The sequence below is a fragment of the Rhizomicrobium sp. genome, from assembly GCF_056722145.1.
Map to the genome: position 1 here is coordinate 1 of NZ_JBWZET010000384.1, position 17,503 is coordinate 17,503.

Sequence of the window (17,503 nt, forward strand, 5' to 3'; positions counted from 1 at the left end):
GTCTCGACCTGCGCGTCACCGGCATAGGCGGCGGGTTCGCCGTTCTCACCTTCGGCTTGCGCTTCGGCCGCGATTTCGGCCGGCATGGCCTCCACGGCGGAATCATCCGCCGGTGCCTCGGGGTCCGGCGCGAAGCCGGGTTCAGAGACCAGCACCTCGCTCAGCGCGTCGATAATGCCGGGGGCTTCGTCGAGAATTTCGCCCGCGGGCTCGTCTTCGGCCGGCGGGGGCGCGGAAATGATCTCGATCGGTTTGATCTCAAGCGCCTGGGCGGGCTCAGCGCCTTCGCTGTTCGCAGCCTCGGCTTCGTGCGGTGCGTCCGGCGCCTCGTCCTCTTCGGCCTCATGGCTCGCCTGTTCTTCTTCCTCGGCCTGCAAGGCGAGGAGTTTCTGGCGGTCGGCGATGGGGATCTGGTAGTAATCGGGGTGGATTTCGCCGAAGGCGAGGAAGCCGTGCCGGTTGCCGCCGTACTCGACGAAGGCCGCCTGCAGCGACGGCTCCACGCGGGTCACCTTGGCGAGATAGATGTTCCCTTTAAGGGGCCGCTTGGAAGCGGCTTCGAAATCGAATTCCTCAACCCGTTGGCCGTCAAGAACGACGACGCGCGTTTCTTCCGGGTGGCTTGCATCGATTAACATACGTTTGGGCATCGAAATCTCCAGGCGGCACGTCCGCTCCGGCACGACGCATGGCGTCGGCCTCTCGGGGCCACCTTGTTTGGGATGTGGGATATGACCGGCGCGCACCCCCCTGCGGCAGTGCCACAGGCCGGTTGGTAAGGGTGGATGCCAAGTCGTTCATTCGTTCACTTGCACACGCGGGCGGCCCAAATGCCGCCCAGCTAGAAGCCGCCTGACGGCCCCATGTGGGCCAAGTCTATGGGCCTCCCCCTGGAGACCCGCGTCCGCCGCCCCCGAGGGGCGCAGCGCCGAAGCAGCTGAAAGGTGTTGTACGGGGCTCACCTAGTGAGAGGCAAGAGGAGCCTTGCCGATCGCAGCACCTTTTCGGCGCCTATCTGAAGGCACGATGGTTAACATCTGCTTACAGCGAAAACCGCAAAACAGCCTCTGATCGCGGCAACAATGACGCCACATAACGCAAGTAAGACGCAAAAAAATATGTTAAACAATTGATAAAGCGATATTTTTTGCACGGAAAATGTCAATTACTTGCGAGTGTGTCTTAACTGGTCTTGCCCGGGAAAGCGGCATGCATAAATTGTATGTAACGATGCCGCTCCACCGCCGGTTTTGGCGGCCCGGGCGGCGCGCCGCTCGAGGAGGGGATATCCCATGCGCAAGTCGTCGAATCTATTGCAGTGCTCGGTCGCCGCCGGGACGCTGATCCTGCTCGGCGCTGGTGCCCTGGCGCAGTCGACCGAGACGGTCGTGGTGACCGGCACCCGGATTCAGCGCTCCGAATACGACCTTCCCAACCCGGTGCAGCTGGTCGGCAGTTCCGACATTACCGGCGTCGGTTCCACCAATGTGACCGACTATCTGACCAAGCTGCCATCACTGGTGTCGTCGCTGACCAATTACGACACGTCGGGCTATGGCACGCCGGCCTCGAACGACGGCTCCTCGCTGGCGGGCCTCAATCTGCTCGATCTGCGCAATCTCGGCTACGTCCGCACCCTGGTGCTGGTCGACGGCAAGCGCCACGTTTCGGAATCGACCGGCGACGCGGCGGTGGACGTCAACACCATCCCGATCTCGCTGATCGACCGGGTTGAAGTCGCCACTGGGGGCGCCTCGGCCATCTATGGCGCCGACGGCGTTTCAGGGGTGGTGAATTTCATTATGAAGCGCAATCTTGAGGGTCTGCACGCGCGCGCCCAGGGCGGGTTTTCCGAGGACGGCGGCGGCAACACCTTCATGGGCTCGATGGCCTACGGCCTCAACACCGACGACGGCCGCGGCAACATCTCGGCGGCGCTGGAGTTCTCCGAGCAAGCCCGCCTCAGCTACACCGACCGCACCTTCACCCAGCCGGGACAAATCCTGCGCTTCGTGCCCAATCCCGACGCCTCCAGTCCACAGCTCGTTCCGGTTCCGAATGCGACCTATATCTGGTCGGCGGTGACGGGCGTGGTTTCCACCGACTTCCTCAATACCTTTTCGCCCGACTTCACCGGCAACGGCCAGCCCTATGTCCACGGCAACGAGTACGATTTCTATGATGCCATCGGCGGCAGCGGCCAGCCCTCGGCGAATGTCACCCAGGGCGATTTCCTCCCGGTTCAGTCGCGCAAGATCGCCCAGGTCGACGCGCATTACGATGTCTCCGACCTGTTCAAGGTCAGTGCCGAATTCAAATACGCCAAGGTGACCTCGGACTCGCGCAACACCCCGCCGTGGGACGATTTCCTCGCCATCATGCCCGACAACGCCTTCCTGCCGACCAACATTCGCGATGCCATCCTGGCCGGCGACACCGGCGTCGGCGTGTTCGGTGCCGACTATCTCGGGCTGCGCCGCCGCGAGCGGGTGACGCGCGATACCTACCGCACCTCGCTCGACATCACCGGCGATCTGTCGAAATTCGCCGGCAGCGTCGTCAAGGACCTGACCTACGACGTCTCCTACGTCTGGGGCGAGACCTCGGTCGACGACGCCGATCTCGGCATCCGGGTGGAAGATCGCTTCTTTGCGGCGATGGATTCGGTGATCGATCCCGCCACCCATCAGGCGACCTGCCGTTCCAACCTCAATCCGTCGGCGCTGCCGCCCGACACCTACGGCCTGCTCGCGGGCGTGCTCGGCGATGGTCCGGCCTATTCCGACACCTCGCCGGCGACCTACGGCCAGTTGTCGTTCACGCCGGGCGCCAACTCGGGGTGCGTGCCCTACAATCCGTTCACGCCGTACGCCAACCAGGCGGCGTCGGTGGCATTCATGACCACCAACCTGCACACCTTGGGCGTCGTCAGCCAGCAGGTCCTCACCGGTACGCTGGCGGGCAACTTCCCGCAGGTCGAAGTCCTGTTCGGCGGCCCCTTGAGCGTCGTCATCGGCGGCGAGTACCGCTTCGAGAAGAGTTCGTCCAGGGGCGATCCGTCGTGGTATCCCGGCTACACCTTCGACAACCAGCCCGAGGACACCATGGGCTCGTTCAACGTCGGCGAGGCGTTCGCGGAAGTGTCGCTGCCGGTGATCAGGAACCAGCCCTTTATCCAGGAACTGACGATCGACGGTGCGGTGCGCTATTCGTCGTATTCCACCGCCGGTCAGACCACGACCTGGAAGTTCGGCGGCATCTGGGCGCCGTTCGACTGGATCAGGCTGCGCGGCACCGATGCCTTTGCCGTGCGCGCCCCCAACATCGGCGAGCTGTTCGCGCCGCAGCAGACGGTCTATTCCGACGTTTCCGATCCCTGCGACAAGAACAACGTCAATGCCGGCACGTCCTTTCGCTCGGCCAATTGCGCGGCGCTGTTCGCCGCCCTCGGGGTTCCCTATACGCCGGGCGTGACCGACCTTTCGACCTCGGGCACGATCAAGACGTTCATCTCCGGCAACAGCGCCCTGAAGCCGGAAAGCGCCCGCACCCTGACGCTCGGCTTCGTGCTGCAGCCGGTGCAGAACCTGTCGCTGTCGGCCGACTGGTATCGCGTCATCATCACCAATGCGATCACCGCGCCCGATGGCCAGCAGATCGCCGACAAATGCGTCGACCTGTCGACCATCGCCAACCCGTTCTGCGGCCTCATCACCCGCGATCCGCACGCCGGCGTGGCGGGCCAGATCACGCTGCTGACCGAAACCCAGATCAATGTCGCGTCCTACGAAACCGCGGGTGTCGATTTCGACGTCACCTATCATCTCGATCCCAAGGATTTCGGCATCGCCGAGGACTACGGCGTCTTCGATGCCCACCTGATCGGCAATTACCTCAATTCGCTCTACCTGACGCCGTTGCCGGGCGAAAAGCCGGAGTATCAGGTGGCCGAGAGCGGGGCGCCGAAATGGCAGCTGTCGTTCGACCTCAACTGGACCTTCGGCGACTTTGATGTGCGCTATAACCTCGACTGGTTCTCGCGCACGCTGCGCTATTCGCACATCGTCAACGACGCCGCGCCCGATCGCGTCGCCGAGCAGTACAAGTATTATCCGGCGAAGAACGTTTCCAATCTGCAGGTCGGCTACCGCTTCGCCCCCGAGTACCGGGGTTATTTCGGCATCAACAACCTGTTCTATCAGGAGCCGGGGCCGGGCAGCTCAGGCTATCCGGTCGAGCCGTTGGGCCGCGTTTTCTATGTCGGCCTGACCGTCGATACCGAGCACGGCGTGCCGTCGCTGCCCTGGTAACGCGGCCATACATATTAAGCTGTGGACATGGCGGGTCGCCGGGCCCGCCATTTTCATCCGCAGGGCTGTGCTAACGGGCCGGAAATGGTTTATGTCCATAGTCGGCGTTCGGGGCAGAGGCGGTCCGATTGTCATGCGACTGGTACGGGAATGCGCGTTTGCCGCCTTGGCTTGCCTGTGCATCGGCACGGCTGCAGCGCAAGCCCCCCAATCCGTCGATGACGTGATCAATACCGTTCTGCGCGACGGCTCCCGCACCGATGCCCATCCGCCGCCGGCAGCCCAGCCAGGGCACGAGCCGCTCGTGATGGGCGTGCGCATGGGCGAGCACGACGACCGCACGCGCTTCGTGGTCGAGATTTCCGAGCCGGTCGCGATGCGCACCTTCACGCTCAGCAATCCCAACCGGGTGGTGATCGATATGCCGTCGGTGCGCTGGCACCTCGATGGCCCGCCGCGCCCGGGCGGCTTCGGGGCGGTGCGCACCTATCGCTACGGCACCTTCCGGCCGGGCAATTCGCGCTTCGTCATCGATCTGGCCCAGCCGGTCGCGGTCGGCGAGCCGATGGTGCTCGATCCGCAGAACGGCTCCGGCTATCGCGTCGTGTTCGATCTGTTCCCGACCACCCAGGCCAAGTTCGACCGCTCCGCCGGCTGGCCGGCCGACCTCCGGGCGCGCGAGAATGCCGCCCAGCTTGCCGCCCTGCCGCATAATCCGCCGCCGGTGCAGAGCCGTATCAAGAAGGTGATCGTCATCGACCCCGGTCATGGCGGTCCCGACCCCGGCACCCATTCCGAGGACGGCATCCAGGAAAAGGATCTGGTGCTGGCCGAGGCGCTGCAGCTTCAGCGGGTGCTGCAGGCGAGGGGCTACACCGTGCATATGACACGCGATAGCGATTTCGCGGTGGCGTTGCCGCAGCGGCGGGCGATCGCGCAGAGCTGGAAGGCCGATCTGATGATCTCCATCCATGCCGATTCGCACCCCAATCCGAGCACGTCGGGATTGACGATCTACACGCTGTCGGAAACCGGCTCCGATGCCGCCGCCCAGGCCCTGGCGAAAAAGGAAAACGAGGCCGACAAGCGCAACGGCGTCGAACGCTCGTCCGAAGATGCCGATGTCGCCTCGATCCTGATGGCGCTGGCGCGTCGGGACACCATGAACAAATCGTCACGTTTCGCTGAGGCGGCGATTGTCGAACTGCGCGACGCCACGACGGTCCAGCCGGTCAAGCCGCACCGCGGTGCGGCATTTGCTGTTCTGAAGTCCCCGGATGTGCCCTCGGTGTTGATTGAATTGGGTTATCTGACCAATCCCGAGGAAGCGAAGAGGATGCAAACCGACGCCTGGCGCGCTAGAGTTGCCCGCGCCATTGCGGCGGCCGTGGACCATCAGCTCATGACCGCAGCGGACGCCGGTCCGGAAACGGGCCGTACTCCTTGAGTGTGGCGCTGAGCAACAAAGCGGTTTTCCATAAGTCCTCATGAGCAACGATTCAGACGATCTCCCGCGGCCAGGCCACGTCCCCGGTCAGCAAAGGCCGCCGCGCCCGGCCCCGCACGACGAGCCGACCGAGTGGGAATTGGTGCGCCCCGAGGGCTTTGGCGAGCGTAACGCCGAGGGCGAACCCGGTCCGCGCCGTCAGGCCCGCATCCGGCTGCCGAACGTGCGTCTGCCGGCGCTGGGGTCGGTCAAGCGCTTCTGGAACCGCCGCGTCGCGCTCTATGCCGGGCTCGGCGCGCTGGTCTTCATCGGCATCGTCGGGCTGTCGACGCTGGGCTACGTCTGGTGGGTGACGCGCGACCTGCCGGGCGTCAAGGATCTGCAGAATTACGCCCCGCCGGTGACGACCCGCGTTTATGCCGGTGACGGCACGCTGCTCGGCGAGTATGCCCGCGAGCGCCGCGTGTTCGTGCCCATCGCCTTCGTGCCCAAGCTGGTGATCAACGCCTTCACCTCGGCCGAGGACCGCAATTTCTACACTCACCCCGGTATCGACGTGTCGGGCATCGTGCGCGCCGCGATCAAGGACGTCGGCAAGGTGGCAACCGGGCGGCGGCCGGAAGGCGCCTCCACCATCACCCAGCAGGTGGCCGGCGGCTTCCTGCTCGACCGCTCCAAGATCAAGCTCAAGCGCAAGATCCAGGAAGCGGTGCTGGCGCTGCGCATCGATTCCACCTACTCGAAGGACAAGATCCTCGAGCTGTATCTCAACCAGATCAATCTCGGCCAGAACTCCTATGGCGTCGCCGCCGCGGCGCTGAACTATTTCGGCAAATCGTTGGATGAACTGACGATCTCCGAAGTGGCGTTCCTGGCGGCGCTGCCCAAGGCGCCGAGCCATTACGATCCGCGCTATCACTATGAGGCGGCGGTCGGCCGGCGCAATTGGGTGATCGGCCAAATGGAAGAGAACGGCTACATCACCCACGAGCAGGCCGAGGCGGCCAAGGCCGAACCCTTGCGCGCCAACACCCGCCCGCTCGGATCGCAGACGCAGGACGCGCAGTATTTCGTGGAGGAAGTGCGCCGCTCGCTTTATGCCAAGTTCGGCGGTTCGCAGCTTTACGACGGCGGCTTGCAGGTGCGGTCCTCGCTCGACACGCGGATGCAGAACTACGCCGTCAACGCGCTGCGCATGGGCCTGGTGCGCTACGACCGCCGCCACGGCTGGCGCGGCGCCAAGAAAACCATCGACGTCACCGGCGACTGGAAAACCGCGCTCACCGATCTCGGCAACCATTCCGGCATCGAGACCTGGGACATCGCCGTCGTGCTCGGCTATCGCGGCAATGATGTGCGCATCGGCCTGTCGAACGGCAACGGCGCCATCATTCCGTTCAAGGAACTCGCCTGGGCCCGGCCGCAACTTCCCAACGCCGAGGTCGGTCCGTCGCCTGCCAAGCCGCAGGTCGCGCTCAAGGTCGGCGACGTGATCTACGTCGAGCCGATCGACAGCCGCGGCAATTACGGCCTGAGGCAGGTGCCCGAGGTCAACGGCGGCATCATCGCGCTCGATCCGCATACCGGCCGCGTCCTGGCGCTGTCGGGCGGCTTCTCCTACGATTCCAGCCAGTACGACCGCGCCATGCAGGCGCTGCGGCAGCCGGGTTCGACCTTCAAGCCGTTCGTTTATGCCGCCGCGCTCGACAACGGCTTCACGCCGACTGCGAAAATCCTCGATGCGCCGTTCTGCATGCAGCAGGGGCCGGGCATGCCGATGTGGTGTCCGGAAAACTTCGAGAAGCACTTTATCGGGCTCGCCACCATGCGGCGCGGCATCGTGCTGTCGAAGAATTTGATGACCGTGCGTCTGGCACAGGCCGTCGGCATGGACAAGATCACCCCGATCGCCGAACGCTTCGGCGTTTACAATCATCTCGATCCGCTTCTGGCCAACTCGCTCGGCTCGACGGGCACGACGCTGCTTCGGATGACCACCGGCTTTGCCGAGTTCGTCAACGGCGGCAAGCGCATCCAGCCGTCGCTGGTCGACCAGATTCAGGACCGCAACGGCCACACCATCTGGCGCCACGACGAGCGCAAGTGCGACGGCTGCAATTCCAACGACTTCAATGGCCAGGCCGAGCCGCTGCTCGACGATCCGCGCGAGCAGATCATGGACCCGCGCACCGCCTTCCAGATCGTCTCGTTCCTCCAGGGCGTGGTGCAGAACGGCACCGGCATCACCGTCGCCTCGGTCGGCAAGCCGCTCGCCGGCAAGACCGGCACCTCCAACGACAGCCGCGATGTCTGGTTCATCGGCTTCTCACCTGATCTCGCCGCCGGCGTCTATGTCGGCTTCGACAATCCGCATACGCTGGGTCAGCGCGAGCAGGGCGCCACGGTGGCGGCGCCGATCTTCCGCGACTTCATGAAGGGCGCGCTCGCCGACAAACCACCGACGCCGTTCCGCGTGCCGCCGGGGATCGAGTTCGTCACCGTCGACCGCGTTAACGGCAATGTCGTGCCGCCCGGCACGCCCGGTTCGATCCTGGAGGCCTTCAAGCAAGGCACCGCTCCGGGCGAACCCGGCGCACCGCCTCCGATGGTGATCGGCGGCGACCAGCCGAGCACCACCGCACCGACCAACGGCGCCACCGGCGTCGAAGAGGGTACGGGCGGATTGTACTGACTGGCCTGTCGCCGCCGCTGCCGTTATGCCATGAGATGCACGCGCATCTCGGGTTGACGGACGGCAAATGACATCGGACCAGCACGGCCTCTCGCCGATTTTGGCCCGTTTGCGGGCCTTGACGTGGCGCGCCAAGGTCCGTGCGATCGCCCTCAGGCCGGTGGTGCGCGGCAGCGAGCCGGCGCAGATCTTTCTGTGTGCCGTGCTCGGTGCCCTGGTGGGTCTCGTCATCGATTTCCTGCACGTCACGGTGCTGCTTCTGCACCAGGTGTGCTTCGGACTTGCCGACGGCCAGTTTCTCTCGACTGGAAACGGCATCGCGCCGTGGCGCATCGCGGTTGTGCCGGTGCTGGGCGGCCTGCTCCTCGGCGCGTTTCGCTACCTGACGCGGCGACGGAGGACGGCGGAAATCGTCGACCCCATCGAAGCCAATGCGCTGCTCGGCGGCCGCATGTCGCTCCGGGATTCCGCCCGGCTGGCGTGGACTACGCTGATCTCGAACGGATCGGGCGCCTCGCTCGGCATGGAAGCGGGATACACCCAGCTCGGCGCCGGCATCGTGTCGGTGGTCGGCCAGTTCTTTCGCCTGCGCCGCAGCGATTTGCGCGTGTTCGTGACCGCCGGTGCCGGCGCGGCGATCGCGGCCGCCTTCAACGCGCCGCTAGCCGGCGCCTTCTACGGCTTCGAGCTGATCCTTGGGGGCTATACCGCGCGGGCGCTGGCGCCGGTGAGCGTGGCGTGCGTCTCTGCCACGCTGGTGGCGCGCGCGCTCAATCATTCCGCCGCACTGTTCACGGTCGCCGACGCCACCGCGCTGCTGCCGGTCAGCTATTACCTGTTTGCCGCGATGGGCGTGGCAGCCGCCGGTATCGCCATCCTCACCATGCGCTGCGTGACCTGGACGGAGAGGGCGCTGCGAGCCAGCCGTGTGCCCTCGTGGCTGCGCCCTGCGATCGGCGGGCTGGTGTTGACGCTTATCGCACTCGTGTTCCCGCAGGTGTTGGGCAGCGGCCACGGCGCCATCCAGTTTCATTTCGACCGCCAATTGCCGTGGCTGCTGCTGCTCGGGTTCCTGCTGGCGAAGATCTTGGCGTCGGCGATTTCGATCGGCTCGGGGTTTCGCGGCGGACTGTTCTCCTCGTCGCTGCTGCTGGGCGCGGTGTTCGGCGCGGCGTTCGTGCAACTGGCGGCGCTGGCGCTGCCCGAAGTGGCGTCAGAGCGGGCAGCGTTCATGCTCGCCGGCATGGGAGCCGTCGCCGCCGCCATCATCGGGGCGCCGATGACGATGGTGTTCCTGACCCTCGAAGCGACCGGCGATTTCATGGTCAGCATCGGCGTGTTTCTGGCGGTCATCATCGCTTCGTCGATCGCGCGGCTGACGTTCGGCTATTCGTTCGCGACGTGGCGCTTCCACATGCGCGGACTGGCCATCCGCGGCGGCCACGACATTGGCTGGATCGCCGAGTTGACGGTCGGGCGGCTGATGCGCTCCGACCCGCGGATTGTTGCCGATAACACGCCGGTGCTGGCGCTGCGCGCCCAGTTCCCGCCGGGCAGTACCAAGTGGCTGTTCGCGGTCGGACGCAGCGGCGCCTACACCGGACGGATCGACATTGTCGACGTCCACGATCCCGAGATCGATGATGCCTTGCCCGGCCTGGTGTCGGGTGACTTGGCGCAGAACCCCGACCAGTTCCTGGTCCCCGGCGACGACGTGCGCCTGGCGCTGCGCCGCTTGGAAGAAACCCAGAGCGAAACGCTGCCGGTGCTGGCTTCCTGGAGCGATCGTCGCCCGGTCGGCTACCTGACCGAGGCTTACGCCCTTAAGCGCTACACCCACGAACTGGAACGCATCCGCGCCAACGAAACGGGGAGTAACCTCCACTCCGCCACCGAACTGCCGCGTGGACGCTAAAGCAACGGACTTTAAATTCGCCTCAGGTCGATGGCAGGCACCGAGTTTAAACGCCCGACGCTTTAGAACTCGGTCCAGTCGCCGTCGCTGGATGGGGCCGGAGCGGGCTTGCGGCTGCCGCCGGCGGCTGCGACCTTGGTGGGGACGGCCTTCAGCACGGGGCGTTTGGCGACGGGACGTACGGTCTCGCCGGTCGAGAAAAAGCCGATCAGGTCGATCAGCACCTTGGATTCGCCTGACAGGTTGCGCGCCGCCGCCGTGGATTGTTCCACCATTGCGGCGTTCTGCTGGGTGACCTGATCCATCTGTGCCACGGCGGCATTCACTTCCTCGATGCCGGCGGCTTGTTGCTGGCCGGCTTCGGCGCTGCCACGGGCGAGGCCGTCGATTTCCACGACCTGCTCGATGATGCGCTTCAGAACGTCGCCGGATTGGCCGACCAGCTTGACGCCGGATTCGACTTGTTCGCTTGAGGTTTTGATCAGGGTTTTGATCTGCTTGGCCGCTTCCGACGAACGTTGCGCCAGTGCCCGCACTTCCGATGCTACCACCGCAAAGCCACGACCGGCGTCGCCGGCCCGCGCCGCTTCGACACCGGCGTTGAGCGCCAGCAAATTGGTCTGGAAGGCGATTTCGTCGATCACGCCGATGATGTCGGTGATCTGTCGCGACGACTGCGCGATCGCGTCCATGGCATGGACGGCCGATTGCACGACATGGCCGCCCTGTTCGGCGGCCGCCTTGGTAGCGCCGATGGTGTTGGAGGCTTCGCGCGCGTTGCTCGCCGCGGTCTTGACGGAGGCGGTGATCTCTTCCAGCGCGGCAGCGGTTTCCTCCAGGCTCGCGGCCTGCTGCTCGGTGCGCCGCGACAGATCATCGGACGCACTGCCGATCTCGCCGGCCGCATTCGCGATGGTGTGGGTGCTCGCAGCGACCCGGCTCATCGCGTTTTGCAGCGCCTCGGCGGCCTGGTTGAAGTCGTTGCGGATTTTTTCCAGGTCGGCGGGGAAGGCCATGTCGATGCGCCGGTCGAGCTTGCCGCCGGCAAGACCAGCGAGGGCGTCGCCGATCGCGATTACCGCATTGACGCGCGTGGTGATGTCGGTCGCGATCTTGATGACCTTCTCGACGTTTCCGTTTGCGCCGCGTACGGGATTGTAGGTCGCCTGAATCCAGACCTTGCGGCCGCCCTTGCCGATCCGCAGGTATTGCTGCGCATCGAATTCGCCCCGGCGCAGCTTGTCCCAGAAGCCACGGTACTCGGGGCTTTGCGCATAGGCCGGTTCGACAAACAGGCTGTGGTGCTGACCGACGATTTCGCCCGAAGAATAGCCGAGCGCATTGCAGAAGTTGGCATTTGCCCTGAGGATCTTGCCGTCAGGCGTGAATTCGATGATCGCCAGCGAGCTGTCGAGCGCGTTCAACACGGCCTGGGCACTGTTATCGCGGCGCCAAAACGACATTTTCATTTTCCTCAAGCTTATGGGGCGACCCGCGGGGCGGGGTCGGCATGGAATTGGGCTTGATCGTGGACAATGGCGTCTAACAAAGCGTGAATTCGGCGGCCCGATCCGTGAAACTGCGTACGATCGGGTGCTTGAGAACCGATTTCGATCGCGATTTCTCCTGTCGATTGTGCCGGGCCGCTCCGGCGCATGGGATCATCAGCACACTGAATGTACGTCTATTGAGCCATTGCGTGGGCTTGAACCAGAGAGCCTCTGTAGCCGTTTCCATCCTGTCCGCGCTCGCCTGCGGACGGTGTCGGAGGTTATCTGATGAACACGACGGCTGTTGCGGCCAGTATTATCGCGGCGTTCATGGTTGCAGGGTGCGCCACCCAGCCAGACGGGCCGGATGTTCCCGTGGCGCCCGGCGCCGGCAAATCCTGGAACGCGTTCCAGCAGGATGATTACGCCTGCCGCGATTTTGCCAATGGGCGGGTGGCGGGGCGGGCCCAGAACACTAACGACCACGCCATCCTGTCGACCATTATCGGTGCCGGACTCGGCGCAGCCCTCGGCGGGGCGGTGGGCGGCGGCAACGGGGCTGGTATCGGCGCGGCTGCGGGCGGTGTCGCCGGCTCGGCGTACGGCGCCAACGACACCGAGCGCTCGCAGTACCGGCTGCAACGCCAATACGATCTCGCCTACGCCCAATGCATGGCCGCCAAAGGCAACGACGTCCCGCCGCCGTTCGGTTACAGGCACCGCCGCGATCGCGACTACGGCCCGCCGCCCCGCGACGATTACGGGCCGCCACCGCCCCGGGACGACGATCCGCCACCGCCGCAACCGCGGGATTGAAGCGCCGCGGCACCCAGCCATCACCATACATTCAGAGTTTCTCAGGCACAGGCGTTTACGCCGCCGACCGCTCACCGCCCGCCCGGTGCCGCGCCTTCGTCGACCGACATGGCTTGGTCCTGGGCGCCGCCGAAGGTGTAGACGAGGCCAAGGAACAACACGCGGTCGGTCGGGCGGGCGTGCGTATCCTGGTGCACGCCCGGCGTATCGACGGTCTGATCTCTGCTGGATTCGAACAGATTACGCACCGTGAACAGTCCCGACAAATCGCGCTCGAAGCGGTGCTTGAAGGCGAAGCTGCCGTAAAAATGGGGCGCAATGGCGAGCGTGTTGTAGCGCTGCTTGCCGAAATAGCCGGCGTTGAACTGAAGCTGGTCGTCGGGCGTGATCTTCCAGTCGAGTCCGCCGCGGATGCTCCAGCCGAGCCGCGATTGCTTGGCGTCGAGGCTCAAGGCGCCAGGATTGAATTCGGTATAGGCGAGGCTTCCCGACGTGCGCAGCGAAAGATCGGCCAACAGCTTGGTGTTGAGATTGACGTCGAAGCCGGCGGCCATCTGATGGGCGAGATTGTCTGTGGTCTCGAGAACCACTGAATCGGACAGGGCGCGGTAAATCTGGGCGAAGGCTTTGTAGGTGGCGCGATAATAGCCGGTCGCCACAATATCCGTGTTTTCGCCGACGTCGTGGTAGCTGGTCTCGATCGAGTCGACCATCTGCGGCTTGAGCAGCGGGTTGCCGCTTTGAACGTTGAAGGTATCCCAGGATTGCCGCGCCGGATTGAGCAAGTCGGCGCCCGGCCGTTGGATGCGGCGGCTATACGACACGCCGAATTGCTGCGTATCGGTGAGGCTGTAGGTGAGAAACAAGCTTGGAAAAATGCCAAGCGTCTCGCTCTGGTGGCGTTCGCCCGTGGTGACGAGCGTGGTGGTGAGAAAATCCTGTTCCAATCTGAGCCCGCCCTTGACGCCGAAGCGGCCGAACTTCTGGCGATAGGTGGCATATCCGGAATGGGTGGTGCGTTGGAAATCGAAGATATTGGTGAAATCGGCGTCTTGGCTCCAATCTGCCATCGTCGCGTCGCGCCAAAGCCCGACATTGTCGGCGCGGCTGGTATTGATATCGAGTTCGTATCCGGTGCCGAATTCGCCCTGCCCCGGCAGCGGCAGGACATAACTGGTCTTGAGATTGGTGTTGCCGCCGCGCGAGCGCTCGAGGCGCGATTGCCAGTAATTGGCGAAGCCGCTTGCGGTATCGGTATTGACGTAGTCGGTGTCGGCCACATTCCACCAGCCGTAGTGGGAGAGCGCCAGGCTGAGTTTCTCGCCCTCCGCGGCGAAGCTATGGCCATAGTTGAAGCTGGCTTGGGCGCCGGCGTTATGGAACCGTTCGAAGCCGTCGCGGGAAATGTCGGTCGCATCCGCATCGGAAATCGCGCGCTCGAACGAATCCATTCGCCCACTCCACGCGTAATAGAGGCCGCTGACCTCGAAATCGTTGTGGGCGGCAGTGGTGCTGGCGGTCATTGTGGCGAAGCGTCCGGCATAACGCCAATGCGAGGTCACGGTCTGCGACGACACCGGGCTCGTGCCGTCGCTGCGCACCGTGGCATTTTCGCTCCGGCTGCCATCGCGCCGCTCGCTGTAGATGCCGTTGAGCTTGATGCCGTCGAGCGCGGCGTTGCCGGACAGCGAGCCGTTGACCCGTCCCTCACTGCCGATCGCGGCGCGGACGATGCCTTGCGCCGGCAGGTCACGATCTTTCTTCATCACGATGTTGATGACGCCGCCGGTGCCCTCGGCGTGGAATTCCGCCGGCGGATTGGTGATGACTTCGATGCGCTCCACCGCGCTTGCTGGAATCTGCTGCAGGGCGTCGCCGGGATTGTTGGCGAACAGCGGCGACGGCTTGCCGTCAACCAGGATGGTCACCGCGTTGCCGCGCAGCGTGACGTTGCCCTGCGGATCGACTTCGACCAGCGGCAGGTTGTGCACGACGTCGCTGAGCGAGCCGCTCGCTTTTTGAACTTCGTTTTCAAGCGTGTAGACGGTGCGGTCGGGCAGCACCTGCACCGACGGCCTGAAGCCGGTGACACTGACGGTTTCCGTCGCCGGGTCGGCCCACACCGCTGGCGCGACTGAGGCCCAGGCGCACAAGCCCAGCCCGACGCAGGTCCACCGCCTGTATAACGCCATTGTTGCCCCCAGCTCCGGCGCCCACAACGATGGTACGAATGTTGCCGCTGCGCCACTTAAGTCGGCGAAATGAAGCCCGGCGAACGTGAAAATCCGCCCGCGCCCCTTGCGATTCTGCTGGCGCTTCCGACTTCTATTAAAGGCACGCCCGCTGCGTGTCAGAGTGAATGGCGACGGTCCCCACCCGCGGAAATTTGAAAACGAATGTACCTGGGGATAGAGAAAAGCGCGGAAACCGGAAAATAACGATCAATCGCTCGTGCATTTCGTGGCCTCCGGACGCTAGATATTGCGCCCCGGCCGGATTTGCACTTGCGGGCTTGAGACCCTATATCCGGCAGCCCAACCCTTCATCTGGAACGCCATGCGCCCCGAAACCGAACGCGCCATCTCCGAAATCCAGCAGGCGGTCGCCCTGCTGAGGAGGCATCTTTGACTGGGACAAGTCCGTCCGCCGCCTCGATGAACTGAACGCCAAAGCCGAAGACGCCGCCATCTGGAACGATCCCGTTGCGGCCCAGAAGATGATGCGCGAGCGTCAGCGGCTCGAAGAATCCCTCTCCACCATCCGCAAGATCGAAGGCGAGCTCACCGACGCCACCGGCCTGATCGAAATGGCCGAAGCCGAGGGCGATGCCGCCATGATCGCCGACGGCGAAGCCTCGGTGACGGCGCTGGCCCGTCGCGCCGAGCAGATGCGGCTCGAATCCATGCTGTCGGGCGAAGCCGACGGCAACGACACCTACCTCGAAATCCATGCCGGCGCCGGCGGCACCGAAAGCCAGGACTGGGCCGAGATGCTGTTGCGCATGTACACGCGCTGGGCCGAGAAGAAGGGCTACAAGCTCGAGTGGCTGGAAGAGAGTGAAGGCGAGGGCGCCGGCATCAAGTCGGCGACGCTGCTGATCAAGGGACCCAACGCCTATGGCTGGCTGAAGTCGGAGCAGGGGGTGCATCGCCTGGTGCGCATTTCGCCGTTCGACGCCAACGCGCGCCGGCACACCTCGTTCTCGTCGGTGACGATCTATCCGGTGATCGACCAGACCATCGAGATCGACATTCCGGAAAAGGATGTGCGCATCGACGTGTATCGTGCGTCCGGCGCCGGCGGCCAGCACGTCAACAAGACCGAAAGCGCGGTCCGCATCACCCACCTGCCGACCAACATCGCGGTGTCGTGCCAGACCGAACGCAGCCAGCACCAGAACCGCGCCAATTGCTGGGAGATGCTGCGCTCGCGCCTCTACGAGATCGAGCTGAAGAAGAAGCAGGACGAGACCGGCGCCTTCGTCGGCGAGAAGTCCGAGATCGGCTGGGGCCACCAGATCCGCTCTTATGTGCTGCAGCCCTACCAACTGGTGAAGGATTTGCGCACCGGCGTGGAAAGCCGCTCGCCCGACGACGTGCTCGATGGCGACCTCGACCCCTTCATGGCCGCAGCCCTGGCGCAAGCCATCGGCGGCAAGAAGACCGAAGCGATCGAGGATCTGGAGTAGTCCGTTCCGGCGCCGAAAGCCCCGCCGCGGTCGCCCGCAGCGGGGTTCTTGTTCGTATGAACCGCTTACGACTTCAGCGGCGTGAAGGTGGCGGCGGTGGCGGCCGGGCGCGACACCAGCGTGGCGGTCGGCGTCGGCGCGGCCGGAGCATGCGCCGCAGCGGCTTGCTCGAGCTTCTCGGCGACGTCGGCCAGCGGGTTGTCGGCGTGGCGGCAGTTACCGTCGAAATAGGCGCCGGTTTCCACCGCGAAGGCCTCGTGCAGGATGTTGCCCTGGACGCGGCAGGTGGAGGCGAGCAGCACCTTGCGGGCGCGGATGGCACCTTCGACGCGGCCGCGGACGGCGACTTCTTCCGCCGCGATATCGCCGTGGATGAAGGCCTTCTCGCCGATCACCAGATTGGCGGCATAGACGTCGCCCTCGATGCGGCCGTCGATCTGGACGTCGCCGCTCGACTTGAGCGTGCCGACGACGACGAGGTCGCCGCTGATGATGGACGGGGCCGAAGGCACCCGCGGTTTGCGCACGGCCGCCGGACTTTGCATCGGCGGCGGAGGCGCCGGGATACTGACTTTTTCGTCTTTTTTACTGGAAAACATATCGCCCTGCCTCGATGAAGTTTCTCGGGTTCCTCACCACATCGTCGTACCAGATCTCGTAATGGACATGCGGTCCGGTACTGCGCCCCGTCGACCCAAGTTTTCCGACCGGTGCACCTTCCCCCACCCTGGCCCCAACATGCACCAGGATCGATGACAGATGTGCGTATCTCGTATGGATACCGTAGCCGTGATTGATTTCCACCATCTTACCATAGCCGCCGCGCACGTCGGCCCAGACGACCACGCCGGGGGCCGTCGAGCGCACGATGGCGCCGGTCGGCCCCGACCAGTCGATGCCGGGGTGGAACGCATAACGGCCGGTAAACGGATCGACGCGGGCACCGAAACCGCTGGTCCGCTCGAACGAGGGGCCGGCGACCGGCGTCGTCAGCGGGACATGCTTCATACCGCCGAGCAGCGCGGTCATTTCGGTCAGCTGCGCCGAGGATTTCAGATAGGCCTGTTGGAAGGGGACATCGTTGATGCCTTCGATCGACACCGCCGAGAGCGGTATTTCGGGGCCGCCCATGCCGCCTTCGGAAC

10 protein-coding genes and 1 pseudogene are annotated in these 17,503 nt (G+C 64.6%); 6 read left to right on the top strand and 5 right to left on the bottom strand.

Annotated features, from left to right (window positions below):
- A pseudogene (locus tag AC1P6P_RS20250) lies at nt 1-650 on the bottom strand (ribonuclease E/G); the annotation flags it as partial.
- Nucleotides 651-1,292: 642 nt separating this feature from the next.
- On the opposite strand from AC1P6P_RS20250, the gene AC1P6P_RS20255 reads away from it, so the two are divergent.
- From AC1P6P_RS20255 to AC1P6P_RS20270, 4 genes are all read left to right on the top strand, one after another.
- On the top strand, nt 1,293-4,310 hold the full coding sequence (locus AC1P6P_RS20255) for a TonB-dependent receptor plug domain-containing protein (protein WP_481404257.1): 3,018 nt from the start codon (nt 1,293-1,295) through the stop codon (nt 4,308-4,310).
- A gap of 133 nt (nt 4,311-4,443) precedes the next feature.
- Nucleotides 4,444-5,757 carry an N-acetylmuramoyl-L-alanine amidase gene (locus AC1P6P_RS20260; protein WP_481404258.1) on the top strand — a complete coding sequence of 438 codons (1,314 nt, stop codon included), beginning with the start codon at nt 4,444-4,446 and terminating at the stop codon, nt 5,755-5,757.
- A 40-nt stretch (nt 5,758-5,797) separates the two neighbouring features.
- Nucleotides 5,798-8,449: a penicillin-binding protein 1A gene (locus AC1P6P_RS20265; RefSeq protein WP_481404259.1), complete on the top strand. Its 2,652-nt coding sequence runs from the start codon at nt 5,798-5,800 to the stop codon at nt 8,447-8,449.
- Nucleotides 8,450-8,516: 67 nt separating this feature from the next.
- Nucleotides 8,517-10,364, top strand: a complete 1,848-nt coding sequence (locus AC1P6P_RS20270) for a chloride channel protein (protein ID WP_481404260.1) — start codon at nt 8,517-8,519, stop codon at nt 10,362-10,364.
- 62 nt (nt 10,365-10,426) lie between these two features.
- Here AC1P6P_RS20270 and AC1P6P_RS20275 read toward each other — a convergent pair whose 3' ends face one another.
- A complete protein-coding gene (locus AC1P6P_RS20275) occupies nt 10,427-11,827 on the bottom strand; it encodes a methyl-accepting chemotaxis protein (protein WP_481404261.1) in 1,401 nt (466 codons plus the stop codon).
- 315 nt (nt 11,828-12,142) lie between these two features.
- Here AC1P6P_RS20275 and AC1P6P_RS20280 point away from each other — a divergent pair, with 315 nt between their 5' ends.
- The gene (locus AC1P6P_RS20280) at nt 12,143-12,670 is read left to right on the top strand and encodes a glycine zipper family protein (RefSeq protein WP_481404262.1); all 528 of its coding nucleotides are present in this window, start codon (nt 12,143-12,145) and stop codon (nt 12,668-12,670) included.
- A 71-nt stretch (nt 12,671-12,741) separates the two neighbouring features.
- On the opposite strand, the gene AC1P6P_RS20285 is transcribed toward AC1P6P_RS20280, so the two are convergent.
- Nucleotides 12,742-14,862: an outer membrane beta-barrel protein gene (locus tag AC1P6P_RS20285; protein ID WP_481404263.1), complete on the bottom strand. Its 2,121-nt coding sequence runs from the start codon at nt 14,860-14,862 to the stop codon at nt 12,742-12,744.
- Nucleotides 14,863-15,226: 364 nt separating this feature from the next.
- Here AC1P6P_RS20285 and prfB point away from each other — a divergent pair.
- A protein-coding gene (prfB, locus tag AC1P6P_RS20290; RefSeq protein WP_481404264.1) for a peptide chain release factor 2 occupies nt 15,227-16,358 on the top strand; the annotation gives its coding sequence in 2 pieces (ribosomal slippage) (nt 15,227-15,292 and nt 15,294-16,358; 1,131 coding nt in all).
- Nucleotides 16,359-16,423: 65 nt separating this feature from the next.
- On the opposite strand, the gene AC1P6P_RS20295 is transcribed toward prfB, so the two are convergent.
- Together AC1P6P_RS20295 and AC1P6P_RS20300 are read right to left on the bottom strand one after the other, a co-directional pair.
- On the bottom strand, nt 16,424-16,870 hold the full coding sequence (locus AC1P6P_RS20295; RefSeq protein ID WP_481404265.1) for a bactofilin family protein: 447 nt from the start codon (nt 16,868-16,870) through the stop codon (nt 16,424-16,426).
- 73 nt (nt 16,871-16,943) lie between these two features.
- Nucleotides 16,944-17,503: M23 family metallopeptidase (locus AC1P6P_RS20300; RefSeq protein WP_481404266.1), on the bottom strand; the 560-nt coding region annotated here is incomplete at its 5' end.

Bases quoted from the DNA above. Each gene is read 5' to 3' on its own strand.
- AC1P6P_RS20255 (WP_481404257.1), top strand. From the start codon at position 1,293: ATGCGCAAGTCGTCGAATCTATTGCAGTGCTCGGTCGCCGCCGGGACG.
- AC1P6P_RS20260 (WP_481404258.1), top strand. From the start codon at position 4,444: ATGCGACTGGTACGGGAATGCGCGTTTGCCGCCTTGGCTTGCCTGTGC.
- AC1P6P_RS20265 (WP_481404259.1), top strand. From the start codon at position 5,798: ATGAGCAACGATTCAGACGATCTCCCGCGGCCAGGCCACGTCCCCGGT.
- AC1P6P_RS20270 (WP_481404260.1), top strand. From the start codon at position 8,517: ATGACATCGGACCAGCACGGCCTCTCGCCGATTTTGGCCCGTTTGCGG.
- AC1P6P_RS20275 (WP_481404261.1), bottom strand. From the start codon at position 11,827: ATGTCGTTTTGGCGCCGCGATAACAGTGCCCAGGCCGTGTTGAACGCG.
- AC1P6P_RS20280 (WP_481404262.1), top strand. From the start codon at position 12,143: ATGAACACGACGGCTGTTGCGGCCAGTATTATCGCGGCGTTCATGGTT.
- AC1P6P_RS20285 (WP_481404263.1), bottom strand. From the start codon at position 14,862: ATGGCGTTATACAGGCGGTGGACCTGCGTCGGGCTGGGCTTGTGCGCC.